Annotated in this window: 25 protein-coding genes, 3 tRNA genes and 1 pseudogene; 10 read left to right on the top strand and 19 right to left on the bottom strand. The window is 48.4% G+C overall.

The features are described from left to right. The first annotated feature begins 163 nt into the window (after positions 1–163). Positions 164–2953 (top strand): bifunctional [glutamate--ammonia ligase]-adenylyl-L-tyrosine phosphorylase/[glutamate--ammonia-ligase] adenylyltransferase, encoded by a 2790-nt coding sequence (gene glnE / locus ABF86_RS03990; RefSeq protein WP_074684544.1) that lies wholly within the window; start codon positions 164–166, stop codon positions 2951–2953. 39 nt (positions 2954–2992) lie between these two features. Here the strand turns inward: glnE and ABF86_RS03985 are convergent. The 3 genes from ABF86_RS03985 to ABF86_RS03975 form a co-directional block, all read right to left on the bottom strand. Further along, positions 2993–3068 (bottom strand) — tRNA-His (locus ABF86_RS03985). Between the two features lie 50 nt (positions 3069–3118). After that, positions 3119–3195 (bottom strand) — tRNA-Arg (locus tag ABF86_RS03980). Between the two features lie 44 nt (positions 3196–3239). Continuing rightward, positions 3240–3316: transfer RNA gene (locus ABF86_RS03975), tRNA-Pro, on the bottom strand. A gap of 102 nt (positions 3317–3418) precedes the next feature. Between ABF86_RS03975 and ABF86_RS03970 the strand changes: the two genes are divergently transcribed. Next, positions 3419–3733 (top strand): hypothetical protein, encoded by a 315-nt coding sequence (locus tag ABF86_RS03970; RefSeq protein WP_143032827.1) that lies wholly within the window; start codon positions 3419–3421, stop codon positions 3731–3733. A 55-nt stretch (positions 3734–3788) separates the two neighbouring features. On the opposite strand, the gene ABF86_RS03965 is transcribed toward ABF86_RS03970, so the two are convergent. Further along, complete coding sequence (locus ABF86_RS03965) at positions 3789–4451, bottom strand: hypothetical protein (RefSeq protein WP_011634339.1); 663 nt, start codon at positions 4449–4451, stop codon at positions 3789–3791. A gap of 200 nt (positions 4452–4651) precedes the next feature. Here ABF86_RS03965 and argH point away from each other — a divergent pair, with 200 nt between their 5' ends. The 4 genes from argH (at position 4652) to ABF86_RS12435 (ending at position 8990) form a co-directional block, all read left to right on the top strand. After that, positions 4652–6037 carry an argininosuccinate lyase gene (argH, locus tag ABF86_RS03960; RefSeq protein ID WP_074684546.1) on the top strand — a complete coding sequence of 462 codons (1386 nt, stop codon included), beginning with the start codon at positions 4652–4654 and terminating at the stop codon, positions 6035–6037. A gap of 18 nt (positions 6038–6055) precedes the next feature. Beyond that, positions 6056–6961 carry a fructosamine kinase family protein gene (locus ABF86_RS03955; protein WP_011634341.1) on the top strand — a complete coding sequence of 302 codons (906 nt, stop codon included), beginning with the start codon at positions 6056–6058 and terminating at the stop codon, positions 6959–6961. Between the two features lie 143 nt (positions 6962–7104). Beyond that, positions 7105–8595, top strand: a complete 1491-nt coding sequence (locus ABF86_RS03950; RefSeq protein WP_074684547.1) for a dynamin family protein — start codon at positions 7105–7107, stop codon at positions 8593–8595. 182 nt (positions 8596–8777) lie between these two features. Beyond that, complete coding sequence (locus tag ABF86_RS12435; RefSeq protein WP_164502676.1) at positions 8778–8990, top strand: hypothetical protein; 213 nt, start codon at positions 8778–8780, stop codon at positions 8988–8990. Between the two features lie 144 nt (positions 8991–9134). Here the strand turns inward: ABF86_RS12435 and ABF86_RS03945 are convergent, their stop codons facing one another. The 7 genes and pseudogenes from ABF86_RS03945 to ABF86_RS12430 form a co-directional block, all read right to left on the bottom strand. Next, complete coding sequence (locus ABF86_RS03945; RefSeq protein WP_011634343.1) at positions 9135–9566, bottom strand: EamA family transporter; 432 nt, start codon at positions 9564–9566, stop codon at positions 9135–9137. Positions 9567–9568: 2 nt separating this feature from the next. Beyond that, positions 9569–9895 carry a DUF190 domain-containing protein gene (locus ABF86_RS03940; RefSeq protein ID WP_011634344.1) on the bottom strand — a complete coding sequence of 109 codons (327 nt, stop codon included), beginning with the start codon at positions 9893–9895 and terminating at the stop codon, positions 9569–9571. 15 nt (positions 9896–9910) lie between these two features. Next, entirely contained in the window at positions 9911–10309 is a 399-nt protein-coding gene (gene crcB / locus ABF86_RS03935; protein WP_011634345.1) for a fluoride efflux transporter CrcB, read from the bottom strand. A gap of 217 nt (positions 10310–10526) precedes the next feature. After that, on the bottom strand, positions 10527–11168 hold the full coding sequence (locus tag ABF86_RS03930; RefSeq protein WP_011634346.1) for a protein phosphatase CheZ: 642 nt from the start codon (positions 11166–11168) through the stop codon (positions 10527–10529). Positions 11169–11216: 48 nt separating this feature from the next. After that, positions 11217–11612 (bottom strand): chemotaxis response regulator CheY, encoded by a 396-nt coding sequence (gene cheY / locus ABF86_RS03925; RefSeq protein ID WP_011634347.1) that lies wholly within the window; start codon positions 11610–11612, stop codon positions 11217–11219. Positions 11613–11843: 231 nt separating this feature from the next. Beyond that, positions 11844–12685 (bottom strand): annotated as a pseudogene (locus ABF86_RS03920) (IS1595 family transposase); the annotation flags it as partial. Positions 12686–13274: 589 nt separating this feature from the next. Next, the gene (locus ABF86_RS12430; protein WP_074684549.1) at positions 13275–13463 is read right to left on the bottom strand and encodes a hypothetical protein; all 189 of its coding nucleotides are present in this window, start codon (positions 13461–13463) and stop codon (positions 13275–13277) included. A 308-nt stretch (positions 13464–13771) separates the two neighbouring features. On the opposite strand from ABF86_RS12430, the gene ABF86_RS12740 reads away from it, so the two are divergent. Both ABF86_RS12740 and ABF86_RS03910 read left to right on the top strand, forming a co-directional pair. Next, on the top strand, positions 13772–14041 hold the full coding sequence (locus ABF86_RS12740) for an AAA family ATPase (protein WP_083341398.1): 270 nt from the start codon (positions 13772–13774) through the stop codon (positions 14039–14041). Between the two features lie 123 nt (positions 14042–14164). Further along, positions 14165–14437, top strand: a complete 273-nt coding sequence (locus ABF86_RS03910; protein ID WP_074684550.1) for a hypothetical protein — start codon at positions 14165–14167, stop codon at positions 14435–14437. On the opposite strand, the gene ABF86_RS03905 is transcribed toward ABF86_RS03910, so the two are convergent. After that, the gene (locus ABF86_RS03905) at positions 14407–16332 is read right to left on the bottom strand and encodes an FTR1 family protein (protein ID WP_074684551.1); all 1926 of its coding nucleotides are present in this window, start codon (positions 16330–16332) and stop codon (positions 14407–14409) included. The two genes, ABF86_RS03910 and ABF86_RS03905, sit on opposite strands and share 31 nt — an antisense overlap. A 346-nt stretch (positions 16333–16678) precedes the next feature. Further along, the gene (locus tag ABF86_RS03900; RefSeq protein WP_160803465.1) at positions 16679–17158 is read right to left on the bottom strand and encodes a protein YgfX; all 480 of its coding nucleotides are present in this window, start codon (positions 17156–17158) and stop codon (positions 16679–16681) included. A gap of 20 nt (positions 17159–17178) precedes the next feature. On the opposite strand from ABF86_RS03900, the gene ABF86_RS03895 reads away from it, so the two are divergent. Continuing rightward, entirely contained in the window at positions 17179–18243 is a 1065-nt protein-coding gene (locus tag ABF86_RS03895; protein ID WP_074455655.1) for a folate-binding protein YgfZ, read from the top strand. 22 nt (positions 18244–18265) lie between these two features. Here ABF86_RS03895 and ABF86_RS03890 read toward each other — a convergent pair whose 3' ends face one another. From ABF86_RS03890 to queD, 3 genes are all read right to left on the bottom strand, one after another. Next, positions 18266–18925, bottom strand: a complete 660-nt coding sequence (locus ABF86_RS03890; protein WP_074684553.1) for an ankyrin repeat domain-containing protein — start codon at positions 18923–18925, stop codon at positions 18266–18268. Position 18926: 1 nt separating this feature from the next. Next, entirely contained in the window at positions 18927–19691 is a 765-nt protein-coding gene (locus ABF86_RS03885; RefSeq protein ID WP_074455653.1) for a TatD family hydrolase, read from the bottom strand. Positions 19692–19759: 68 nt separating this feature from the next. After that, the gene (gene queD, locus ABF86_RS03880) at positions 19760–20242 is read right to left on the bottom strand and encodes a 6-carboxytetrahydropterin synthase QueD (protein WP_074455652.1); all 483 of its coding nucleotides are present in this window, start codon (positions 20240–20242) and stop codon (positions 19760–19762) included. Between the two features lie 16 nt (positions 20243–20258). On the opposite strand from queD, the gene ABF86_RS03875 reads away from it, so the two are divergent. After that, entirely contained in the window at positions 20259–21119 is an 861-nt protein-coding gene (locus ABF86_RS03875; RefSeq protein ID WP_074455651.1) for a radical SAM protein, read from the top strand. Between the two features lie 29 nt (positions 21120–21148). Here the strand turns inward: ABF86_RS03875 and ABF86_RS03870 are convergent, their stop codons facing one another. From ABF86_RS03870 to ABF86_RS03860, 3 genes are all read right to left on the bottom strand, one after another. Then, entirely contained in the window at positions 21149–21436 is a 288-nt protein-coding gene (locus tag ABF86_RS03870) for a helix-turn-helix domain-containing protein (RefSeq protein ID WP_011634358.1), read from the bottom strand. Between the two features lie 412 nt (positions 21437–21848). Beyond that, on the bottom strand, positions 21849–22805 hold the full coding sequence (locus ABF86_RS03865; RefSeq protein ID WP_011634359.1) for a cation diffusion facilitator family transporter: 957 nt from the start codon (positions 22803–22805) through the stop codon (positions 21849–21851). A gap of 24 nt (positions 22806–22829) precedes the next feature. Then, positions 22830–25319 (bottom strand): heavy metal translocating P-type ATPase, encoded by a 2490-nt coding sequence (locus tag ABF86_RS03860; protein ID WP_074684571.1) that lies wholly within the window; start codon positions 25317–25319, stop codon positions 22830–22832. Between the last annotated feature and the right edge of the window lie 60 nt (positions 25320–25379).

Here is a 25379-nt window from a genome sequence, read left to right as displayed (position 1 = left end):
TTTAAGAAATAACAGTCTTTACACCCTTCAACGGGATATCATTTCCGTAGAATCATGCACTACAGTAAAAACAAAGCATTTTATGCGAAGCTATCACTAAATCCGTAATACATCGAAGCAATAAAATCAGCAGCAATAACTTGTCGCGTAACTACTATCTTATATGACGACACCGATCAGCACATCCCGTGCAGCTTCCATTGTCAGCAGTATTCTGCCTTACAGTCGGTACTTGAAACGGGTACTAGAAAATGAATCCGAGCTTCAACAAGAACTTCTGGAGCAATTACACAGTCCCTTTACGCGGGAAGAAATGCTTGGTTTTCTCCAAGATTCCACGGCGCACCTGATAGATGAGGCAGATTTACACCGTTTATTGCGTCAACTACGCAAGCGCGTCATTCTTCGGCTGGCTGCACGCGATCTGGCCGGGCTGGCTGATCTGAACGAAGTCATGGCAACCATGACAGCTCTAGCCGATGTAACGATCCAGTTTTCACTCGAATTTCTCCATACAGCAATGGTGCAACCCGGGCACTTTGGTAAACCAAAAGGAGAAAAAACTGGTACAGAGCAACAATTGCTGATTGTAGCTATGGGAAAACTGGGCGGGGGCGAACTCAATGTATCCTCTGATGTGGATTTAGTTTTTATCTATCCCGAAGATGGCGAAACAGATGGCAGTAAATCCATTACCAATCATGAATTTTTTCTCAGACTCGGGCGAAAGTTGATTGCCAGCCTCAATGATTATACCGTGGACGGTTATGTATTTCGTGTCGATATGCGATTGCGCCCGTACGGCGAAAACAGCCCGCTCGCCATCAGCCTGCCCATGCTTGAAGACTATTTTGTTACACAAGGCCGTGAATGGGAGCGCCACGCCTGGATCAAAAGTCGCGTAATCACCGGCTCATCAATCGCTGAAGCAGCGTTGATGGAACTGATCGTACGCCCCTTTGTATTTCGCAAATATCTGGATTTTGAGGCCTATGAGGCGATGCGTAGTCTGCACACTCAACTGCGCAAAGAAGTAGATCGGCGCGAGTTGCACGATAATATCAAGCTGGGCCCCGGTGGTATCCGTGAGATTGAATTTATCACCCAGGTGTTTCAGCTAATCCGAGGAGGACGGGATGCCGATTTGTGTATTCGCCCTACACTTGGCGTCTTGCAGCGATTAAAGCAGAAACAGCCTCTCCCCGAACAGACAGTAGAAGAGCTGATTGAAGCCTATTACTTTCTGCGCAAACTTGAACACCGCCTGCAATATCTGGATGATCAACAAACTCAGAATCTGCCACAACATTCGGATGATCAGATATTGATAGCAAAAAGTATGGGATTTACCGACTATACCGGTTTTCTCAAACACCTTGATCTACATCGCCAGAATGTTACCCGTCATTTTGAGCAAATTTTTGCAGTACGCCGCAAAGCCATAAAGCTTGGTACATTCGCCCGGATCAGGCCAGAACAAACCAACGACAACGAAATAGTTAAGGTCTTCAGTAATCAACTAAAAACACTAGGATATATTGACCCTGACAAAATTACTGCACGCGTTCAGCAATTTTACGATGGCACTACGTTTCGGCAGCTAAGCCACCCTAATCAGGAACGTATCCTGGAATTAATGCCCACATTAATGGAAGTGGTAACTCGATTTCCTCCTGTGGAAATTACGCTGGAACGTATGCTGCGACTACTCGAAAAAATCGGACAATATTCAGCCTACCTTGCTTTATTACAGGAGTATCCACAAACCCTGCCACGAGTAGCCAAATTGGTCAGTATCAGCCAATGGGCCAGTGATTATCTTGGCAGCCACCCGATTCTGCTGGATGAATTACTTGCCCCATCCGGCCTGCACACCCTGCCAGACTGGCCAACGCTTAAAACAGAGCTTATCCATCAGCTGCATCACGGCAATATACCCAAGGCACAGATAATAGAATGGCAAATGGATGTACTACGACATTTTCAGCATGCACAGGTGTTTCGTTTGCTTGCTGTTGATCTTGAAGGAAATTTGTTGCTGGAAACACTCAGCGACCATTTAACCGCACTTGCTGATCTTATTCTTGACAATGTTTTACAACTCGCCTGGCAGGGATTAAAAAAGAAACACCGGAAATCTCCTGCTTTTGCCATTATAGGCTACGGCAAACTGGGGGGGAAAGAATTGGGTTACGTATCCGATCTCGATATCGTCTATCTCTACCAGGACAATCACCCTGATGCCATGGAGATTTATACTAAACTTGCCCAGAATATTAATCTATGGCTAACCAGCCATACCTCCGCCGGCGTACTTTACGAGACAGATCTAAGATTACGCCCTAATGGCACCAGCGGATTGCTGGTCAATTCCATTGAGGCTTTTTCCCTGTATCAGCATGAGCAGGCCTGGGTGTGGGAACATCAGGCATTGACACGTGCGCGCTTTGTCATTGGTGATAGTGAAGTGGGCGAAAAATTTGAACAGATACGTAAAAATATCCTTTGCCAACCGCGTGATATGGAAAATCTCAAACGGGAAATTCTGATGATGCGTACAAAAATGCTGGAAGCGCACCCAAATTCCACACCGTTATTCGATGTCAAGCATGATCACGGTGGCATTATTGACGTGGAATTTATTGTGCAATATCTGGTTCTGGGTTACGCCCACCGCTATCCACAATTAACCGGCAACATTGGTAACATTGCTTTACTCAAGCTTGCCGGAGAACTTGGGCTGACATCCGCTGAGAAAGCAAATGCAGCGTTTATCGCCTATCGTGAACTTCGGCGTACACAACATCAACTCCGGCTGAGCGGCATACCTGAAGCCACCGGTACTGCTTTACCAAAAGATGTATCCCAGAAATTTGCTCGTGTAACGAGCGATTACTTAAGTAGTGCCAGACGGGCAGTCTTTCAACTGTGGGAAGATGTTTTCGGAACGTAAGAAAACATTGAAATTGCGGGCAACAAAAGCAGGTTTTTTTGGGGTGGCTGATGGGACTCGAACCCACGACAACCGGAATCACAATCCGGGACTCTACCAACTGAGCTACAGCCACCATGGATCTGAAAACCAATTTATCTGATCAAGACAAGATCAGATCTAACTTGGCGTGCCCGACAGGAATCGAACCTGTAACCCCCAGCTTAGAAGGCTGGTGCTCTATCCGGTTGAGCTACGGGCACCTTTACTCAAGCCGGGCTCTGGCCCGTATCAACGACACGAAAATTGGTCGGGGTGGAGAGATTTGAACTCCCGACATCCTGGTCCCAAACCAGGCGCGCTACCAGGCTACGCTACACCCCGGAAAAGTCGGTCACTATACCGATTAACCGGGCAAGCGTCAATCGCCCCTGGCATTTATGTAAAAATAAACTGTCTGAATAGCTCACCAGATCAAATCTGGCATTGCGCGTAGATCAATATAAAACAGACAATTCTTCAAAACACGCTATTGCGGCTTCCACTTGTCGGCACATTGTTATCATAGCCGGAAATCACGATTCACCTTCCTTCCTGAGTGTGCCGGGGGAATTACTGAAAATGCTGGATATGCATGTCGTCGGCAACATATCGGGCAATCCTGCCAATGAAGTGCTTGTTCTCCGTGGTACCGAAGGTAATACAGAACTCAGTTTGTGCCGTTCCCCATTTGCGGGATCAGGATGCGACAGTCGTACGGTACTGGAGCATGAACACCTTGCGGCCAACCGGGGTGGGTAATCTTACATAAAAAACCCCCGTATAACGGGGGGTTGCAGGCAGCAGTCTGTGTGTATCAGTTCAACAAGGGGGGGGGGTTGTAGCTGATGATGATGGTGGCCATGCGTTTGTTCAACCCCATGACGGGTACAACCAGCAGTTTTTTACCGGCCACATCTGATTTGACGGTAATGGTTTGCAAATCAAGAATTTCTTTCGGATAAAGATTCGATGCGTCTTCAGTGATCAGCCTTTTATCAGTAGATACCAGCAATTTTCCTTCGTCACTGATCAGCACGACACGTTCCGTATCTTTTGTTCTGACGAGTTCAGACAGATACTGGTCAATCTGGTCAAGGTTATTACGGATCAATTCACCACGCACTGCCCATGCCAGTACCTGGCCGAAGCGTTCTTCTTCCTTGTTATATTGGCTGTCCGCATATTCGCGTGCCTTTTTGACCAGTGCTGTGCTTTCCTGTTCGAGCTTCAGGGCCAATTCAGCCTGACCTTTTTCCAGCCGTGATTCCGCTTGGTTGACAGCAATCTGCTTCCAGACGAATACCAGCAGCAGTACACCCAGAAAAACCAGTATTGACCACGAAGGCAGCTGTTTATGCTGGAGATCGGAAATCGGCGCAAATTTTTTGCACAAAATATTGAATAATGAAGCGGGTTTGGTCCATTCAACCTTATCTTTGGACTGATCGCCCCCGTTCTGCGTGTTTTGATCCGACATGAATTGCTCCTTCGTTAATAAGTGACTCAAATGAAAGGTGCTAATTATCCACCATTCCCTTTCTCAGGGAAAGCAGCGCTGCCAACAACTTGCGCATATTATGCATATGTGTTGTGAAATCTGCCAGTCTTGTACAGATTCTTTCCGGGTTACGGGTAAAATGCAGGCTTTCAACCAACAAACAGTAAGTAGATATTCCCGTGGAAAAAGATAAAAAGACCTGGTCAGGTCGTTTCAGTGAACCTGTTGCACTACTGGTACAACGCTATACCGCATCAGTCGGATTCGATTATCGACTGGCCGAGTACGATATTCAGGGATCGCTTGCGCATGCACGTATGCTGGCAGCCACAAATATCATCCCGCAAACTGATCTGGAAGCTATTGAAAAAGGGCTGACGCAGATCTGGGAAGAAATCAAAAATGGCCAGTTTGAGTGGCAGCTTGAGCAGGAAGATGTACATCTGAACATTGAACGGCGTTTGACGGCGCTGACAGGGGATGCCGGAAAAAGACTGCATACCGCCCGCTCACGCAATGACCAGGTGGCCACCGATATTCGGCTCTACCTGCGCGCTGCCATAGATGAGATTATCGACCTCATCTATGGCCTGCAATATGTATTACTGGATCTGGCGGAACAGCACGCTGCCACCATCATGCCTGGCTTTACCCATTTGCAGGTGGCGCAACCAGTTTCATTCGGGCATCATCTGCTCGCCTACTATGAAATGCTGCTGCGCGATGGACAACGTCTGCAGGATTGCAGAAAACGTGTCAATCAGCTACCGCTGGGAGCTGCCGCGCTGGCGGGCACCAGTTATCCGATCGATCGCGAACAGGTGGCACGCGAACTGGGGTTTGATGATATCTGTCATAACTCATTGGATGCTGTATCTGATCGTGATTTTGCGATTGAATTCTGTGCCAGTGCCGCGCTTATCATGATGCACCTCTCCCGCCTGTCAGAAGAGCTGATCCTATGGATGAGTCCGGCATTTGGCTTCATCCGCATTGCAGACCGGTTCTGCACAGGTTCATCCATCATGCCACAAAAGAAAAATCCTGATGTGCCTGAGCTGGTGCGTGGAAAAACCGGCCGCATCAACGGCCATCTGGTTGCACTGTTAACACTGATGAAATCACAGCCTCTGGCCTATAACAAGGACAACCAGGAAGACAAAGAGCCCTTGTTTGATACTGTGGATACCTTGAAAGATACGCTGACTATCTACGCCGACATGCTGGCCGGGCTGCAAGTTAATCCACAAGCCATGCGCCAGGCGGCATTGCGCGGCTACGCCACGGCGACTGATCTGGCTGATTATCTGGTCAAAAAAGGAACTCCCTTTCGTGATGCGCACGAAACAGTTGCCCAGGCAGTCCGTTTCGCAGAAAACAAAAGATGTGACCTGGGTGAGCTCTCGCTTGCGGATCTGCAGCAATTCTCCGCAATTATCGAACAGGACGTATTTGAGGTGCTGACACTGGAAGGTTCGCTGCAAAGCCGAAATCACCCCGGCGGCACCGCACCGGAGCAGGTACGCGCGGCTATCTGCCGGGCACGTTCTCAATTGCCGGACTGAAGTAGAAATGAAGCAGCAATGAAACGGAATATACAACAAGCTACTTCCCTTCCATGGACAGCCATTGCTGCGCAAATCTCACAGCTTACCCGGCAGGCGTTCACCCTGGAAAACCTCACCTCGATTGGAGGAGGCTGCATCAATCAGACCTTCTGCATTCGCAATCAGGATCAGCAATTCTTTATCAAACTGAATAAGGCCGAGTATCTGGCCATGTTTGAAGCCGAAACAGCCGGGTTGGAGGAAATCCTCGATTCCGCCAGCCTGCGTGCTCCACGGCCGTTTTGCAGTGGTAGCGGGCATGGCTATGCCTGGCTGGTGCTGGAATACATTGACTTGCAGAATCAGGGTAATGCAGCCACACTGGGTATCGGGCTGGCTAATATGCATCGGCATACTGCTGAAAAATTTGGTTGGATACGTGACAACACGATTGGCTCAACGCCACAAAGAAATACAGTCGATAGTGACTGGATTGCATTCTGGCGCCAGCAGCGATTGGGTTATCAACTGAATCTCGCCAGGGAAAACGGTTACACCGGTTCGCTGCAATCGCTCGGTGAACGCCTGCTATCCGGTTTTCAATATTTTTTTATGGGCTACACACCGCAGCCATCGCTGTTGCATGGCGATCTGTGGGGAGGAAATTACGCTTTCGATACAGATGGACAACCCGTTATCTTCGATCCAGCCGTCTATTACGGCGACAGAGAAGCTGATCTGGCCATGACGGAACTGTTTGGCAGGTTTCCACCAGACTTTTATGCTGCCTACCGCGATATCTGGCCGGCGGATACCGGGTATGCCACCCGCAAGCAGCTCTATAAGCTTTACCACATCCTTAATCATCTCAATCTATTCGGATCACAATACTGGAATCAGGCGGAAACGATTATGAAAAAACTACTGTCCGAATTTGATTAACATGAACAGATACAGATGTGCCAGTGTATCCATTTGTAAAGCGACTGCTACCACAATAAAATTGACCCGGATAATAAAAAAGCCCTCTACAAACCTATATTTTTCAACGCCAACATTCACTAATTAAACAAGGATCATCAAATATGAGTACGACCAATATCCTCAAGCACCTCGCCAATCTGGAAAAACATCTCGCAGAAGAACACCCGGATAACCCGGTTCTGACCAAAGCTGTACACAGTTTCAGAAAACTGGACAGCGTCGCCCAGGCACTCGGGTTGCTGGAGCGGAACGAGTCATATGCCACCTATGTCACTTGGTGGCCAATGATTGCGGTGCTGGGCACTTTTTCATCAGGCAAGTCAACGTTCATCAATTCCTACCTGAATCTACCCCTGCAGCGCACCGGCAATCAGGCGGTCGATGACAAATTCACAGTCATCTGTTACAGCCGTCACGATGAAGTCAAGACGCTGCCAGGCGTGGCGCTTGATGCTGATCCGCGTTTCCCGTTCTACCAGATCAGCCATAACATCGAGGAAATTGCAGAAACCGGACCGCAACGCATTGATGCCTATGTTCAACTTAAAACCTGTCCATCAGAAAAAATCCGTGGCAAGATCCTGATTGACTCTCCCGGATTTGATGCAGACAGCCAGCGTACCTCCACCCTGCGCCTTACCCAGCACATCATTGATCTGTCCGACCTGGTACTGGTTTTTTTCGACGCGCGCCACCCGGAACCCGGCGCCATGAAAGATACCCTTGAATATCTGGTTGCCGCTACTATTAACCGCCCGGATGCCAATAAGTTTCTGTACATCCTCAATCAGATTGATGTGACCGCAAAGGAAGATAATCCCGAGGAAGTTATTTCCGCCTGGCAGCGTTCACTGGCACAGGCCGGATTGCTGGCCGGGCGTTTCTATCGGATTTATGACAAGGATGCCGCTGTCCCCATTCACGATCCACAAGTTCGGGAACGTTTTGAACAAAAGCGTGAAGAAGATTTGGCAGACATCAGTGCACGCATGCAGCAGATCGAAATCGAACGCTCCTACCGGATTGCCGCCATGCTCGAACAAACGGCCAACACCATTGAAACACAGGTTATCAGCAAACTTGAAGCCGCGCTGGATCAATGGAGAAGCCGGGTATTTACGCTGGATAGCATCTTGCTCGGTTTGCTGGTGGTATTGACGGGTGCGGCGCTGACTGCCACCGAAAGCTGGCACCTAGTTGAGCGTTGTATCGCCGGCATTTCTGCCGGAGGCGTATTGCCGATTCTTTTGGGTGCTTTTTTAGTGGGCGCACTTGGCTACGTCCATCTTACCGTTCGCAAAAGTGTCTCCCACAGTATTCTGAAACAGCTTGCGACTGAATACAGCCACGATCACACTGCCTCCAAGCAAATCATTCGCGCTTTCAGTAAAAGTACTGCTGGTTACCGCCCCATGTTCCTGAAAAGCCCGGCTGGCTGGAATACAACAAATCAGCGCATCCTGGCTGAAGTCAAGGAAGATGCTAATGATTACATCCAGATGCTGAATGATCAATTCACCGATCCATCCGGTCATCAGGAACCGAAACAGCAATCGGAACATACCGAACAACCGGCAGCAGAACAGACTTAAATAGAATCAACTAATAGCTACCTGTTTGTAGTAATACAGCAGGTGGCATTTTTATTTCAGGATGGCTCCAGCATCGCACTTCGCTGGGCTACGCCATAGCTCTATACAGTACATTTATCAAAATCTTAGATATGTCGGTACTTTCTGAAACTTGACCAGACTTCCCTTGTTCCCAGCTTCCTGTGCAAGACTACGCCGGCCGGTCGCAAGGTATTCATGCTTCCAGTATCGAACGAACTCTGGCGAGCGATGAATCTCTGCTGGAGCAACTGCGCGGAGACGCCGTCGAACAGCGCCTTCGCCCCTGCTTCACCGATCCGGTTCTAGAAGGTCCATACAGTGGCGTGGTCGGGCACTCTTGCGATGGTGTTCGTCGGCGAACAGGTCGGGCTTGAAGGCGCTATGTGGTTTCATCGGCAGGAGAAGAACGGGTTTCAGGACCGCGTAATTTTACCAAGTCTACCAGGAGGGGCGAGTCAAGCTTTTTCGAGGCGCCCATTGGTGATTTCTGGGTATTCGACGATTTTTGTCTGTATGTATTACCGCTTGAGTGCAAGGAGAAGCACACCGCCTGCAATCATCGTGATTCCAAACCATTCCTGAGATGATGGACGCTCCTCCAGAAAAGTGAAAGCAAATACAGCCGCCAAGACAAGACTGAATTTATCCACGGGGGCAACCTTGGAAACATCACCGATTTTAAGGGCTCGGAAGTAGCACACCCAGGAAGCCCCTGTGGCCAAACCAGATAGACCAAGAAATAGCCATGTCTTGGGTAATAGCTTGAAGGGGTTGGCCCATTTACCAGTGGAGATCACAAACACAGATAGAACGACGATGATGATAGCTGTCCGGATTAAGGTGGCCAAATCAGCATCCACATCCTGAACACCTACCTTAACAAAGATAGCGGTTAATGCCGCAAAAATAGCGGATAACAATGCCCAATAAAACCAGTCGTTTGAAGTCATCTTCAATCTCCCTGTGGATCGTCGGTCATCCCAAATTCAATCGGTGTCTTGATATAGAACACACTGATCTTTTCATCGCGCAGCCGCTGGAACAGACGTTTATTGTCCGCTTCGCTGAGTGCCATCGTTACCTCGATAGGCTGATCAGCCAGTTCAAAGAAACATGCAGCGTGTAACTTGCGATCGCGCCCGAAACCTTTGGTTGCTGCGATCAAAGTTGCGCCACCTACTCCAAGTTTACGCGCTTCTTCAATCAACCAGTTGCCCAAGGGCTGATATCCGTGCTTGCGGTCTTGCTGGGTGAAAAATGTCAATTGATAGCCTTGCATGGTGCCTCCCCTATATCAAAGGTGCTTGCAAATATTATAGGTGGCCAACCCCAAAAACGTCATCAATAATGAGCCAATCACATGCGCTGATATCGCCATACCAGCCCACAATATGCGTTCCTGTTGAATCAGCGTGGTGACCTCTGCTGAAAATGTCGAGAAAGTTGTCAGCCCACCCAAAAACCCGGTGATGATGAATAACCGCCATTCGGGAGCTAAATATGCGTGCTGACTGAAGTAGGCAAGTGCTACCCCCATTAGATAACCACCGAACATATTAGCCAGCCACGTTCCCGGTGGGATCGTCGAAAACAGTGCGTTGAGAGTCATGCCGAGGATCCAGCGCAGGATGGCTCCCAATGATGCTCCCAGCGCTATCGCTAGCAGGGAGCGAATTAAGACGCTGGTTTCCATGTTTTATGAAGCAGGTTCACGCCAGAACAAAATGGAGAAAATAATACAGCAGTGCAGCTGTTTAAATCAAAATCATCTTAAAAACCTCTGCGCAATCCGGCCATCACAAGGCCATATGCAAGGAAGTTTCAGATTGACAGAGTTTCACAAAGATTCCCTCAGCCATCAGATTTGAGAAAATTCTATGACTAGGTAGCACATGCAATTTAGTGCTCTTTCAGAAACCCAGCTTGGTCAACAGGTTGTCAACCTGTTCTTGATCGACGTATACGTCGTCTTGCTTTAGCGGATCAATGACAGGCCCATTCATCAAGCTGTTCTTTTTTTCAATCGAAATTTCTTTTTTCGTCGAGTCTTCTTCTGTTAGCAATTGCCGTATTTCCTGTTCGATTGTTTCGATCATGCGAGTAATTTTCTGAATGACCTGGCTGGTCAGGTCATGAAAATTCTGAGCCACCATGATTTCCGTAAGATAGGCTTGTGTGGAGCTTGTCTGCTCAGGAATGTCGCTCAGGAAATCAAGGGTTTGCTTGAGTGTATTGTTTAGAACAGGATGATCTGCAATAGTGGTGACTGTTATTTCTGGCATCTGATGCCATAACTTGTGCAAATTAGTGGCATTTACTGCCAGATTTTCCAGGATGGGCTTGGCGTTTTCTATCGCTAACAGTGAGCATTCGGCGGCCTGCGTTGTTTTATTGACAACATAGGCCAGCCCATCCTTGCTGCTGGATACCCCGATACTTGCTTGCTGTAAACGCTGGCTATGACCGAGCTCAGACAGACAATTGTGCAACATCTGGGTAAGCTGTTCGAGGTGATCGATGACATTTTTATTAGTATCCAGGCTGCTATTCATCTTTTGGATTAATATCTGTTTGTCGGTAGATAGGCAAGAAAAAGCAGTTCAGGCGTGTACAGCCATATTCTGGAGAATCTTGTTTAATTTCTCATCCAGTGTGGCGGCTGTAAAGGGTTTGACGATATACCCGTTTGCTCCAGCCTGGGCTGCGGCAATAATATTTTCTTTTTTTGCTTCGGCGGTGACCATTAGCACAGGAATATCTTTCAATGCGTTATCCGCACGGATATTTTGCAGCATGGTTAATCCATCCATATTGGGCATATTCCAGTCCGAAACAATGAAATCGAAGCTACCATCACGTAGTTTTTTCAGAGCCATGGCTCCGTCTTCAGCTTCTTCGACGTTATTAAAACCGAGATCCTTGAGCAGGTTGCGAATAATCCTGCGCATTGTCGAGAAATCATCCACTACCAGAAATCTGAGATTTTTATCTGTCATTACGTTATCTCCTTAAGTAACTTGGCCTTATGCTCAGGTATTTGTAGTTGTTTGCTGTAAAAAAATCGAAGAATTATTTTACCTTGTTGGAGTAGATAACTTGACTCTCACAGATTAAACATGCACTTTTCTGTTTTATTTGCCGAGTCAGAATCTTGTTTTCAGTAAACGGTCTGGCAGGAAAATACTTAAGTAAATTTTTAATAGCACCATCACAGAATTTATTCCTGATTAGCAACGAACGTCAGCCATTCGAATAAAGTGCAAGGGCTGCGGAGTGGTCGAAGCAGCGGCGATCAGCAATTTTTCGTGCAGTGAGCAAAGATCAAAACGCCGGTTGAATCGGTAACTGAAGGTGGCAAGATAGCGAGCGGCATACTTGCGGAAGTTGAAAGCATGGTAACAACCCGACAAGCTGGTCTTGAGATTGCCGAGGATAGTGTTGATCCACCAGAACTCGGGAGTCTCCTTTGGTTTGCGTCCGGCGATAACTGTAAAATGGTGGTTACAGCCCATTTTGGTAACGGCACCAGCAGGCCGAGGCATCCGAGAACACCGTGCTGCCGGGTGCCAGACAATCCTTTACCCAGGTTGAGACTGGGGTAAGCCTCATGCGCAAAGGGCGATCATCCTCAGTCAGAGACACAGCGGCAACAATAGGCACCTTATTCTCTGAGCCTCTGCCCGTTTTTCCTCCCGCACGTTCTCCACCAAGATAAACATCATCGACCTGGATTCTGCCATCAAGGACATAACGCTCCTCACGATTAGCCATCGCCTGCATCAGTTTGTGGTGTATCACACCATGCCGTAGGATAGCTCACTCCCAGCTAGTGCTTGAGCGCCAGGGATGACAAACCGGTCTTGGCCTGACTAATCAGATAAATTGCCAAAAACCAGACGGTCAACGGTAGTTTAGTGCCCTGAAAAACTGTCCCGGCAATCAATAAGGTCTAATGTCGGCAGGCGCTGCATTGAAAAACCTTGCGTATACCATCACGTATGACATAGTAAGCAGTACCGTTACAGCGTAGACAGTGAAACCCATCCGACCAATGGGCAACTTCCAGCGCTTGTCGCATCCTGAACGATTACTTACAAAATTGTGGGCTTGAAAAATGAAAATGGCTCATGTGAGCAGAGCAGGCATGCTTCAAAAATTTGGGCTCCTTAGTCAGTGAATAGGAAATTGATTTCGCTATCATGCCGCCTTTGTACCAGATGAAACTTTTTCGATTACCGACTTGATTGGTGCTGATAAATAACTGTGTTTGATGCTATTTATCTGGCGCTGTACAGGCACTAGCCCCGTCTTGGCAAAGTTATCAAGGCAGATTTTAAAGTACAATCCAGGCATTTCCGGCACCACTGGAGTCTGTATCAGGCACGCACAAAACCCAGCGGATAATTATAGAATCTTCGGCATAAGCTCACCGAAACCGATTCGGGAAAAACTCAGGAAACCCGCCGCACTGTGGAGCCAGCAGACAGATCGATTACTGGACGTAAACAAAACTGTGGACAAGATTGCAGACGTAGATAAATCCGTATACAGATATTTATAAAACCACTCTCTCAGTTTCAGGCATAAAAACAAACGATGCCCAATGAAAAACCGCCCGGGAGGGGCGGTTATATTTGTTCTCTCATATTTTTCCTTTTTTATTTCGTGATTGCCTGTTCTGTTTTCTGATCGGCTCTTTGATCTGTTTTTTGATCCACTTGGTCTGGCATTGAATCACGTTCCATCATCAGGCTCGGCGGATAGTTGCCGGGTTTATCCGTATCAAGACACCCGGTCAAGATAGTTGAAGCTACTAACAGGGTGGCGACAGTAAGTATGAGTTTCATTTTTTAGTCTCCTATAAGAAAAATATATTGACAATATAACTCTTCTAGCTGTTTTGACTTATTGCCTCCCTTCTCAGGAGACAGTTATTTAATAACAGATATTTTATTTATTGTCAATATTTTTTAATTGCCTTACTAAATAAAATTATAAAATAATCTTTATGTTATAAATAAATGATTTTTAATGTCTTTAATGAAAAAAAACATACCTTGCTCACCAAGCTCTGAAATTCGGGAGTAAAAATAACCTATGTAGATTATTGCAAGCGCGCTTCAAAAATCTGAATTCTCTGATCGGCAAATAGGAAATTGACTTCACTCATCCCGCCTTTGTATCAGATGGAATTTTTTCGATTACCGGCCCAGCCGGTGGTGGTAAAACAACTGTGCTTGATGTTATCTGCCTGGCACTGTACGGCCGCACTCCTCGCCTCAATAAAGTTACTAAGTGTGAAAATGAAATCATGTCGCGACAGACGGGTGAATGTTTTACTGAAGTACTCTTCGCCACCCAGTCCGGGCACTTCCGCTGTCATTTGAGCCAGCACCAGGCGCGCAAAAAACTGATCTGCACTTGAACAATTTGAATTTGAACGGAAAAAACAGCAGAAAGCTATCCCGCTGATCCACAGTTTCATCGTCATTCTGGCATTGGCGCTCGGCCTTTCCCGCATGGTCAGTTGCAAACCCGGATTGATTCCTTGTCTCTGGATGAAGGTTCTGGCACGTTGGATGAAGAAGCACTTGATGCCGCGCTGAAAACCCTCGCCAACTTGCAGCAGGAAGGCATGCTGATTGGAATCATCTCATGTTGCCGGGTTGCAGACACTTTAAATAATCTAAAAATCGCCCCTATCACCATTTTGATAAGGATCCTTGCAGTAAAGAGGCCGTTATTGTGCACGCCTGAATATCAATCCAGGCGATTGTCGCAACGAATACTTCAGGCTAACGTAGCTTTGCGTTTATTGTAAAAATAGCCAATTACCAGCAACGCAATGACCGCCAATTGCGACAGGGAAGTCTGCCAGGTTGGAAAAACACCCAGCAGATCAATATGTGGTACCGGTGCCAGCGACACCTCAATCCAACCAGCCTTTTGCAAGGCAGACACCCCTTTCCCGGTAAGCGCAACGGCGAGAACAGCAATCAGCACTGAGCTGGCTGCAAAAAATGTGGAGATAGGCAGACGACGACTGGTTCGCAACAACCCCCAGGCAATCAGTGCCAGCACCAGTACCGCTGCGCCAATACCCCCCAGCAACCAGATTTTCTGATCTTCCTGCCACAAAGTCGCATAAAACAGGATGGTCTCGAATACCTCACGGTAGACCGATATAAAGGTAAGAACAAACAAAAACCAGGCAGATTTTTTATTCAGCGCATTGCTCATTTTTTCCTTGAGATAAGCCTGCCAGCGATCTCCGGTACTTTTCTGGTGCATCCACAATCCCACTGCCAGCAAAATCAGTGCAGCAAATAATGCCGACAATCCTTCGGTAAGTTCACGACTGGCACCACTGATATCAATCAGATAGTGTGCCACTGCCCAGGTTCCTCCCCCTGCCACCAGTGCAGCTATCCAGCCAGCATGAACATAGCGAAGAGTTTCACGTTTACCAGCCTTATCCAGAAAAGCCAGCAAGGCAACAATAATCAACAACGCTTCCAAGCCTTCGCGAACCAGAATGGTAAAAGCCCCAAAGAAAGTGGTTGTGGCATTACCTGCGCTGCTGGTAAGTTTCTGAGCGCTTACCAGAAGCTCATCAAGCTCTGCCGCCTGCTTTGCAATACTGTCAATACCAATATCTTTGGAAAGACCAGAACGGAAAGTACCCATACCCAGTTCTATACGAGCACGCAGCGCACTATCAGTAGCACTGAGCTGTAGCTCCACAGGCTCGATACCGTCCAGATAGGCAGATCGTGCAAGCTGGATGGCCTCTTTGCTGTTACCCGCCCGATAAGCATCCACACTGGCAGCCATCCGCCCGCGAGCAAGCGCGATACCGGTCAGTGCCTGTTCTAGTGCATCAGGTTGTGCACGCAAATAGCCTATCAAAGCATGGGCCTGATCCTTACCCAGCACAGCACTGATCTGATCGGCACGAGTACGTGATAGCTCATCCAGATTGCTGATGTGCGCACGTGCACCAATATCCCGCTGCCAGAGAGCCTGCCCTCTTTTAATATCATCTGTATAAGCAAGCGTGCCCGCGTAATAAGCCAGTGCCCAGCGATCAACCTTGCTCAATTGCTCGCTATAGCTGATCATGGAAGTACCCTCCACCCCCTGAGAAATGGTCTGGAAGAGCGACAGAGGGCTACGCTGATCGGCACGTTCCACATCAGTAAAGGCAATAACAGGCGGATCCAATCCGACTGCAGCCGGGCCATCTCCGCCCCCCTTTACACCATGACAGCTTGCGCAGTGGCTTTGATAAAGCGTAGCACCCCGGGCAAGATCGGGTGCTGTAGCAGGTGAAGTTGGAATAGGATAAGCTGTCAGCAAGGCATCCGCCAGTTGGTGAGCCTGCAATGCAACTTCAGCAGCATCGGCCTTATTCTCTACCAGGATTGTCAGACTATCGGCCTGTGTCAGCAAAGAAGCTTTGTCAGCATGCTCCGGAAGTGCAGCAATTTGCGTGCGTACTGCTGCTGAAAATTCTCGCATTTCGGCAAACTCAGGATCATTTATGACTGTTCCCTTATCCACGGCTCCGGCGTAGTCGGTCCCCAGATAGTCGAGCATCTGCCAAGTCTGAGGCACCAGTGAAATAACGTTATCTGCCCGGATACCAAAAGTTAAAGCCAGCAACAAGAAGAAAACGAAGAAACAGGCTGAAGGATGTCGATTGATTGAGATCATGAAGCCTCACACTTGGTCGATTGATCTGTAAGAAAATATTGGGAAAGTAAGCAATATAACACGAACGACTGCAAATGCGTGTCATTATCATTACAGATTGTAGTAATCTACTATGCTTGGAATGATAAAACTTGGACAAGACTCAAAAATATTGATGAGACTGAAACATCAGCAATAACGATATTTTATTCTAAAATCCACTAGAGCAGTCTTTGATAACCGGATCTTGCAGGTAATCACCCTTGAAAAATTCTTGCTGCTGATTGCTGTTTTTCGGAACGAATCAAGTTTCCCTGTCATTTACGCACACATAACGTGAAAAATAGAAATTCCCCGACTGGGAAAATTAGTGTCGCTTTTCTCTGTTTGAAAATTTATCCTGCCATCTCCATTTTAGCCAGACACGCAGTCGCCTGAAGCTGTCTGCATCGATGTTGTCCGGCAAGATGACCACTGTGCGATACCGGTATGTTTGTTCCATCTTCAGGCAGAGTACAGTCATATAGGGGGCGACAAAGGTACTAGCGTCGATGACGGTATTAATGGATTTCCCTACGCAAGTCTCTATTTTGCAGCGATTTCTTCCAGTCAGATGCAGTGTCATGATGGATTGTGGAAAGGCAAGCCAGGCGTAGCGCCGCAGGTAGTAATAGAGACTACCTGCCAACAGCAAGGTGATCATAATCTTCACCACCACGGGCAATGCCAATGGCCAGAACACACCGGCTGCCGTACAATGCGCAAGGCTCAGCAACACTGCCAACTGTCTGGAAGGTTGCAGCTGAATTGACAGCGCACTCTCCGATTGATTATTGATATCACCCAACGTAATTTTCCTTTCTTTCCATGAACCCTGACTGGTTTACATTTTTGACAAGCCGCAATGCCCATATCGAACAAAATCGGGTGTTGCATTTTGGTCAACCCGACGTTGAATTGGCACAAGTAGAATCAGCACCAGTGCTGATTGATCTCTCCCACCTCGGTCTGATCCGCTTTTCTGGCGAAGAGACACAAAAATTTTTGCAGGGGCAGTTAAGCTGTGATGTTCACACCACCGATTCCGGCAAAGCCACTTATGGCGGCTACTGTACGCCTAAAGGTCGTCTGTTGAGCAGCTTTTTGCTATGGCAGAACATTTCCGACTACAGCTACCTGATGCAGCTCCCGGCAGAACTGACGGAAACCATTGCCAAACGACTGAAAATGTTTGTACTGCGAGCGAAGGTGATCATTCAGGATCATACCGAGGATTGTATTCGTATTGGTGTTGCCGGCAAGAATGCTCACACATTGCTGCAAAATACGTTGGCAGGAACGGTTCTCCCCACCAAGCCCTTGGCTATAATAGCCATTCCAGACGGGCAGGTAATTTGTCACAGTGAAAACCGGTTTGAAATTCTGATTTCCCCGGCCCACGCACTTTCATTATGGGAGCGACTAAGCAGTCAGGCACGTTGCGCGGGTGCCGCCGCCTGGGACTGGCTGGAAATTCAGGAAGGAGTCCCGGCAATTTTCAAAGCCACCCAGGAGCAGTTCATCCCGCAAATGATCAACCTGGATGCAATTGGCGGGGTCAATTTCAAAAAAGGGTGTTATCCCGGTCAGGAAATCGTTGCCCGTACGCAATATCTTGGCAAGGTGAAGCGCCGCATGTACCGGGCTCATCTGGATTCAGATTCACCCCTGGAGATTGCGGCAGGTGACAACCTGTTCAGTGCAGATACTGGTGGTCAGGCATGTGGAATGATCGTTAATGCTGCCCCTGCTCCTGCTAAAGGCGTTGATGTATTGGCAGTGATTCAGGTTAGCAGCATAAAAGCCAATCCCATTCACTGCAAAACACCGGATGGTCCGCAGTTGACTATCCAGTCGCTTCCTTATTTAATGCCTGATCAGCACTCCCATTAAGCAGAAGACAACAGCAATTTAATCAGTCTTGCCGTTGTTTATGCGTCAGTAACTGCACGATATCAGTATGTCCGCGTTTCTGGGCCCAAGCCAATGCTGTACCATTGGCTTCGTTTCTGACTGAAACATCTGCGCCATGTTTCAGTAGCAGGTCAACGGTATCGTAATGATTACCACGTGCGGCCATCATCAGAGCTGTTGTGCCGTTATCCGTGGTGGCGTTAATTCTTGCGCCATAATCTAGCAAAAATTCGACGATCTGCTTATAGCCTTTACTGGCTGCATAAATCAGCGGGTTCCAGCCATCATGATCAATTTTGGCACCCTTTGCATAAAGTCGCTTGATCAGATCCAGCTGCCCGTAATAGCTCGCCAGCATAGTGGCTGTTTCACCATATTTGTTTTGCAGATTAGGATTCGCGCCTGCCTCCAGCAGCAACCTGCCCATCTCCGAATTTTTGTTGCGGGCAGCCAGCATCAGCGCTGTTTCACCATGCAGATCGCGTACATCCGGGCTCGCACCTTCCTCCAGCAAGTTTTTAATGCGATGGGTTTTATTGTTCTCTACCGCCGAGATCAAATCCTCATCTACACCGGCGTAAGCAGGCAAGTATAGGCAGAAGGCACACAACAGGGTGATGACTGATGCAATACTCCATTGATTCCACAAAGATTTGTTCATTTCAGGCCACCTTGAACAAGTTGAAGAAGTTATTGGTTGTTACCGCAGCAATTTCAGCAACATCCGTTTCACGCAACCGGGCGATTTCCTCGGCAACATGCCGGACAAATGCGGGTTGATTAGTTTCGCCTCGATGAGGGACGGGCGCAAGGTAAGGAGAATCCGTCTCGATCAGCATCCTGCCAGCTGGCACTTTCTTTGCCACCTCTTTAATGATTGCCGCATTCTTGAATGTCACAATCCCGGAGAACGAGATATAAAAATTTAAATCGAGCGCACGCTGGGCGATTTCCCAGGATTCAGTAAAGCAATGCATCACACCACCGACCTGATCTGCCCCCTCTTCTTTCATAATACGCAATGTATCTTCAGCCGCTGCGCGAGTATGGATGATCAGCGGTTTGTCGCATTGCCTGGCAGCGCGAATATGCCGCCGGAACCTTTCGCGCTGCCATTCAAGATCACCTTTCAGCCGAAAATAATCCAGTCCGGTTTCTCCCAGCGCAACCACCTTGTCGTGATTTGCCAGCTCCAGCAACTGTTCAACTTCAGGTTCTGCCGTGTCTTCGTAGTCGGGATGCACCCCCACCGAGGCAAACAGATTCGGATGTGATTCAGCCAGTGCGCGCACGCGCGGAAAATTTTCCAGATTAACTGCAACGCATAAAGCATGTGTGACCTGACTGATTTGCATATTCGTCAGCAACTCATTCAGGTTACTGGCCAGATCAGGAAAATCAAGGTGACAATGAGAATCAACAAACATAAGGTTTACGCATCAGTTTGATTTTTATATTTAAGTAACCAGATTGGAAAAGCCTAAATAACTTCCGCTCAGGATCCAGGAGCCTCTCCCACCAAATCAAATTTGAAATCCACTTTGTTCACATCAGCCCAACAGTTAGGAGTTTCAAACAAACGGATATGTTCCAGCTCCAATCTGCCCGCATATTTGTTCCGTAATGTGCGATGCAAGCTGTCAAAAGCGATTAAGGCAAGATTTTCTGCGGTGGGCTGTACTTCCAGCACAACCGTTTTGTGACCATCTATTGATTGCAGAAATTCCAGCACGCGGGTATCACCGGCATATACCAGAAAGGCATGATCCCACTGATCCACCAGGGTTTCCCGAATAATGCGTTTGACATCTGAAAAATCCATAACCATGCCTTGCTCTGGCGCTCCGGCATCAGTGATAATACCCCCCGAAATCGTAACTTCCAGCACATAGCGGTGCCCGTGCAGATTGCGGCATTGGCTCCGGTGGGTGGAGATGCGGTGTCCCGCATCAAACTCGAATTTTCGTGTAATCAACATCCCGGGAATTATAACATTGCCACCTACTGCTGGACGATTAAGCCAAGATAATCACAGCCGTGACAGCGCCGGTTTGACCTATGTCTACCCGGTCATTTCTCGTCGTGCTGGCGGAATATCCATCGGTATCAATCTCAACCCTAACAATGCTTGCAACTGGCGCTGCATTTACTGCCAGGTACCCGATCTCAAGCGTGGCGTAGCCCCTGCCATTGATTTGATCAAGCTGGAGCAGGAATTGCGTGCTTTTCTGTATGAACTGTTATTTGGAAACTTTATGCTGGAGAGCGTTCCGCTGGAAGCCAGAGTAATCAAAGATATCGCTTTATCTGGTAATGGCGAGCCGACCAGTGCGCGGGAATTTGAACAGATCATTGAGATCATTGGCAGGACAAAAGCTGATTTCCCCCTGCCGGAAAAACTTAAGCTGGTACTCATCACTAACGGCAGTTTGATTAACCGGGTTGCAGTACAAAAGGGCCTGCGCCGGATGGCAGAGCTCAATGGCGAAGTCTGGTTCAAGCTGGACAGTGTTACGCAAGCCGGGCACTTGCACATCAATAACACCCGAGCAAGTTTACAGCGTATGCGCGACAATCTGCGAACTGCAGCCTCGCTCTGCCCGATCTGGCTCCAAACCTGTGTATTCAAACTGAATGGCGCACATCCTAACAAAGCAGAAACCGATGCTTATATCTGCTTTGTTCGTACGTTGTTATTGGAAGGAACCCGAATCCAGGGGGTATTGCTTTATACCCTGGCGCGCCCTGCCTTGCAGCCGGAAGCGACAATCCTCTCAAAAGCAGATCCGGATTGGATAGAAGCCTTCGCTGACAAAATCAGGGCGCTTGGTATACAGGTAAAAACAACTGCTTGAGAACAGAAACAGTTCGAAGAAAACCAAACTTACTTTAGTTGTTTAGCTGATTTTTTAAGGTTTTTATATAGATCAGGGTGTTGGGTCTTCAGCATTGCTGCGATAAGGAGGTCATCTCTTTTTATTCTGGTCAGATCAACATGTTCAATGTGGACCAGCCTCAATAACTCCCTCACTGCTTTCGGCATTTCCCGGCCACTTTCATAACGCGAACCACCACTCTGGGTCACGCCTACCTTGCTCCAGAATTCCTGCTGATTCAATCCCAATTTCTGACGTATTTCTTTCGGGTTGGGTATGCTCTTAAAAAGTTTCATTTTATTTTCTTTCTGGATATCAAAAATATAAGTAGTGATTTAGTGCAATATCATATTTTTGTTATCGTCATAAAAAGGTCTGACTTAAGCTCATCCATGCATTCATTAAGAATATTTTTACCCGTCTTTTTTATCCTTTTAAGCATGGTTTCGGACAAAATACTTATTCCACAAGGATAAAATCATCAATCTAAAATTAATCTTGTGGAGTAAGACAGCTTGAAGGAATACCGTTACATCACGATTCTTGCTCACATCCAAATATGAGAGTGGAATATTACGGTAGAAGTTCGCTGGAGCTGTATGTGTTACACAATTATTCCTGAAAAATCAGAAAACGATTTCCCAGAAAAATAAATTGGGCTTCTTTATTACCAATAACATGGCATGAAAGCCCTGATCGAGCGGAATTTTATCGATGCTCATGTTCAAGCTGTCCGGGCGGATCAATCTGTACAGTAACATGATCAATGGCATAACGTTCCCGCAACCAGGACGATACCAAAGGAGGTAGAGAAAGTGGATCAACACCACGAGCAGGACTGACATGAACAGTTGCAATAGTGGTTTCATCCGCCAGAATCCAGGCATGGAAATGCCCAGCTTCTTCAATTTCTGGTAGTTGTGTCAGGCCGTTCTCTACCACTCGTGTATCCATGCCACGAGGAACAACCTGCAGCAGCACATGTACTGAATCCTTGACCAGCACCCAGGCAGAACGGATGATCAGTAAGGCAACAAGCACCGACAGAATCGGGTCAAGAATCGTCCAGCCAGTAAACATGATGCCAACAGCCGCTGCAACTGCACCCACTGACCCGAGCAAATCGCCGATTATGTGCAGTAGGGCGCCGCGCAGATTGCCATCTTCCTTGTTACCTGACCACAAAACCCATGCCCCGACCAGATTTATAACCAGGCCAATCACAGCCACGATCAACATGGGCCCAGCCAGAATCTCCGTCGGTGTGTGCATCCGCCCGATCGCTTCCAGGATGATCCAGACTACCAGAAGCAACAAAGTCACGCCATTGGCCAAAGCTGCCAGTACACGCACGCGGTGAAAACCATAAGTTCTCGTACTATCAGCCGGTTTCCTGGCAATGCGATAAGCCACCAGCGCCAATAACAGTGCAGCCGCATCCGAGATCATGTGACCTGAATCAGCGATCAGCGCCAGCGATCCGGACAGCCACCCACCGATTGCCTGTATCAGCGCATAACCAGCAGTAAAAAAGAAGACAAACCGAATGCGGCGCTCGTTACCGGCTGTGATGACCTGCTTATGGTTATGATCATGGTTGCGGTCCCGGTCATCATGACCATTCTTGCCATGCTCAGGGTGCGGGTGAGGTTGTGGAACAGTCACAGGTTATTTTTCCAACCGAAAATCTTACGAAGCTATCAGCGAAGGCGGCTGGAACCGGCGCAAGCGCAGCGCGTTGCCCAACACAAACACACTTGACATTGCCATGGCGCCTGCCGCAAAGATCGGGGACAACAATAAACCCAGAGTGGGATACAGCGCACCAGCCGCCAGGGGAATCAGAGCAGTGTTATAGGCAAATGCCCAGAACAGATTCTGGCGGATATTGGTAATGGTTGCTTTCGACAGCGCAATCGCATTGGGTACAGCTTGCAGATTACCGGACATCAGCACCACATCAGCCGATTCCATCGCGATATCGGTACCGGTACCGATCGCCAGACCAACATCAGCCTCGGCCAGCGCCGGCGCATCATTAATCCCGTCACCGATGAACGCTACTCGCCCGTAGGTGGCTTTCAGACGACGCACCACCTCAACCTTTCCTTCGGGCAGCACCTCGGCCACCACGTCATCAATACCCAGTTGTCTGGCAATTGCCTGCGCAGTGCGTGCATTGTCACCGGTGATCATCGCTACCTTGAGGCCTAATTGATGCAGTGCCGAAATCGCTGCAGGTGTGCTGGATTTGATTGGATCTGCAACCGCCACAATGCTGGCCAGTTGACCATCGACAGCGGTATAAAGCGGTGTCTTACCTTCATTTCCCAGACGTTCAGCTGTTTTGGCAAAACCCGTCACATCTATTCCCAGTTCACGCATATAACGATCAGAACCAACTTTTACACTGATACCCTCCACCGTGGCGCACACACCTTTGCCAGTGACGGATTCAAATTCAGTCACTGCCGGTAGCGTGATGCCCTCCTGTGCCGCTGCTTCGACGATGGCGCGAGCAATTGGATGTTCCGAGCGCGACTCCACCGCCGCAACCTGTGTCAATACCTGATTGCGATCAAAGCCGGGCGCAACTTCCAGATCAGTCAATGCAGGCCGGCCTTCGGTCAGAGTACCAGTCTTGTCCACCGCCACGACCCGGGCATCCTTGAGCAATTGCAGCGCTTCACCCTTACGAAACAGAATACCCATCTCGGCACCGCGACCAATGCCAACCATGATGGAAGTCGGCGTGGCCAAACCCATCGCACAAGGGCAGGCAATAATAAGTACTGCCACTGCATTGACCAGTGCAAACGTCAGTGCCGGTGCAGGACCAAAAATCAGCCAGATCAGAAAGGTAATTACCGCAGCCAGCATAACGGCTGGTACAAACCACAGTGTCACCTTGTCCACCATTGCCTGAATGGGCAGCTTGGAGCCTTGCGCCTGCTCAACCAGGCGGATGATCTGCGCCAGCATGGTTTGTCCGCCCACGGCAGTTGCACGTAATATAAAAGCGCCCCGTTGATTGACGGTCCCGCCTACCACTTCGCTACCAACCGTTTTTTCGACAGGAACAGGTTCACCGGTAATCATTGATTCATCCACAAAACTGCGACCTTCCACTACTTCGCCATCTACCGGTATGCGCTCGCCGGGACGGACTTCAACACTATCGTCCAGAGTAACTTCACCGATCGGGATATCAACAATATTGCCATCGCGCAATACATGCGCCACCTTCACCTGCAAACCAACCAGTCGCCTGATCGCTTCAGAAGTACGTCCCTTGGCGCGTGCTTCAAGAAAACGACCCAGCAAAATCAATGTAACGATGACGACTGCTGCTTCGTAATAAACGTTTACAGCGCCAGCGGGCAAAAGATCAGGAGCAAAGGTAGCAATCACGGAATAACCGAATGCAGCAACCGTCCCCACTGCTACCAGTGAATTCATATCCGGTGCCAGCCGCAGCAGTGCTGGAAAACCTTTTTCATAGAAACGGCGCCCAGGGAAGATCATCACCAGCACGGTCAATGCAAACTGCAGATACCAACTCTGCTGTATACCAATAGTAGCCATCACCCAATCATGCACAGCGGGAATCAGGTGTGATCCCATCTCAATTACAAATACAGGCAATGTTAATGCACTAGCCAAGATCAAATCCCGCTTGAGTAGCGCGCGTTCTACGTCCTTCTTTTCTGTCGCTTCATCGCTGGCCTGTGCCGTGGTATCCATGGCTTTGGCGGTAAAACCCGTGTTCACAATGGCATTGATTAGCGTGTCAGCATCGGCCACCCCATGCACTGTGGCATGTTCCGTCGCCAGATTCACGGTTGCTTCCTGCACTCCGGGCACAGCTTTGAGCGCCCGTTCGATACGCCCCACACATGAAGCGCATGTCATACCTTCCACTACCAGTTCAATGATAGTTGCAGGAACATCAAATCCTACTTTCTCAACTGCTTGAATCAGTGCCATGCGATCAACCGAATTCGCAAGATGGATATCTGCGCGCTCGGTAGCCAGATTAACCGATACATCACTCACCCCCTCAACCTTGGCCAGTGCCGCCTCCACTCGACCAACACAACTTGCACACGTCATGCCCTCGATAGGCAGACTGATCATTGTGGCGCCAGCTTGAGCTTGATTATCATTTGATGCGCCCATATTTTGCTTCCCCAAATCAATTTTCGATATACAGACTGGCTCTTTTGCCACTCTTATATG

Origin of the sequence: Nitrosomonas sp. GH22 (assembly GCF_009833115.1) — a bacterium.
In the GTDB taxonomy this organism is placed as follows: domain Bacteria; phylum Pseudomonadota; class Gammaproteobacteria; order Burkholderiales; family Nitrosomonadaceae; genus Nitrosomonas; species Nitrosomonas eutropha.
The sequence above is the reverse complement of the archived record's forward strand: the minus strand, read 5'-3'. Positions and strand labels throughout refer to the sequence as shown.

Coding starts and splice junctions, on each gene's coding strand:
- ABF86_RS03870 (WP_011634358.1), bottom strand. CDS start 21,436: ATGAAACTTTTTAAGAGCATACCCAACCCGAAAGAAATACGTCAGAAA.
- ABF86_RS03905 (WP_074684551.1), bottom strand. CDS start 16,332: ATGATCTCAATCAATCGACATCCTTCAGCCTGTTTCTTCGTTTTCTTC.
- ABF86_RS03955 (WP_011634341.1), top strand. CDS start 6,056: ATGAAACGGAATATACAACAAGCTACTTCCCTTCCATGGACAGCCATT.
- ABF86_RS12430 (WP_074684549.1), bottom strand. CDS start 13,463: ATGAAACTCATACTTACTGTCGCCACCCTGTTAGTAGCTTCAACTATC.
- crcB (WP_011634345.1), bottom strand. CDS start 10,309: ATGGAAACCAGCGTCTTAATTCGCTCCCTGCTAGCGATAGCGCTGGGA.
- ABF86_RS03965 (WP_011634339.1), bottom strand. CDS start 4,451: ATGTCGGATCAAAACACGCAGAACGGGGGCGATCAGTCCAAAGATAAG.
- queD (WP_074455652.1), bottom strand. CDS start 20,242: ATGTTGATTACACGAAAATTCGAGTTTGATGCGGGACACCGCATCTCC.
- ABF86_RS03895 (WP_074455655.1), top strand. CDS start 17,179: ATGAACCCTGACTGGTTTACATTTTTGACAAGCCGCAATGCCCATATC.
- ABF86_RS03945 (WP_011634343.1), bottom strand. CDS start 9,566: ATGACTTCAAACGACTGGTTTTATTGGGCATTGTTATCCGCTATTTTT.
- cheY (WP_011634347.1), bottom strand. CDS start 11,612: ATGACAGATAAAAATCTCAGATTTCTGGTAGTGGATGATTTCTCGACA.
- ABF86_RS03950 (WP_074684547.1), top strand. CDS start 7,105: ATGAGTACGACCAATATCCTCAAGCACCTCGCCAATCTGGAAAAACAT.
- ABF86_RS03885 (WP_074455653.1), bottom strand. CDS start 19,691: ATGTTTGTTGATTCTCATTGTCACCTTGATTTTCCTGATCTGGCCAGT.
- ABF86_RS03930 (WP_011634346.1), bottom strand. CDS start 11,168: ATGAATAGCAGCCTGGATACTAATAAAAATGTCATCGATCACCTCGAA.
- ABF86_RS03940 (WP_011634344.1), bottom strand. CDS start 9,895: ATGCAAGGCTATCAATTGACATTTTTCACCCAGCAAGACCGCAAGCAC.
- ABF86_RS03860 (WP_074684571.1), bottom strand. CDS start 25,319: ATGGGCGCATCAAATGATAATCAAGCTCAAGCTGGCGCCACAATGATC.
- ABF86_RS03890 (WP_074684553.1), bottom strand. CDS start 18,925: ATGAACAAATCTTTGTGGAATCAATGGAGTATTGCATCAGTCATCACC.
- glnE (WP_074684544.1), top strand. CDS start 164: ATGACGACACCGATCAGCACATCCCGTGCAGCTTCCATTGTCAGCAGT.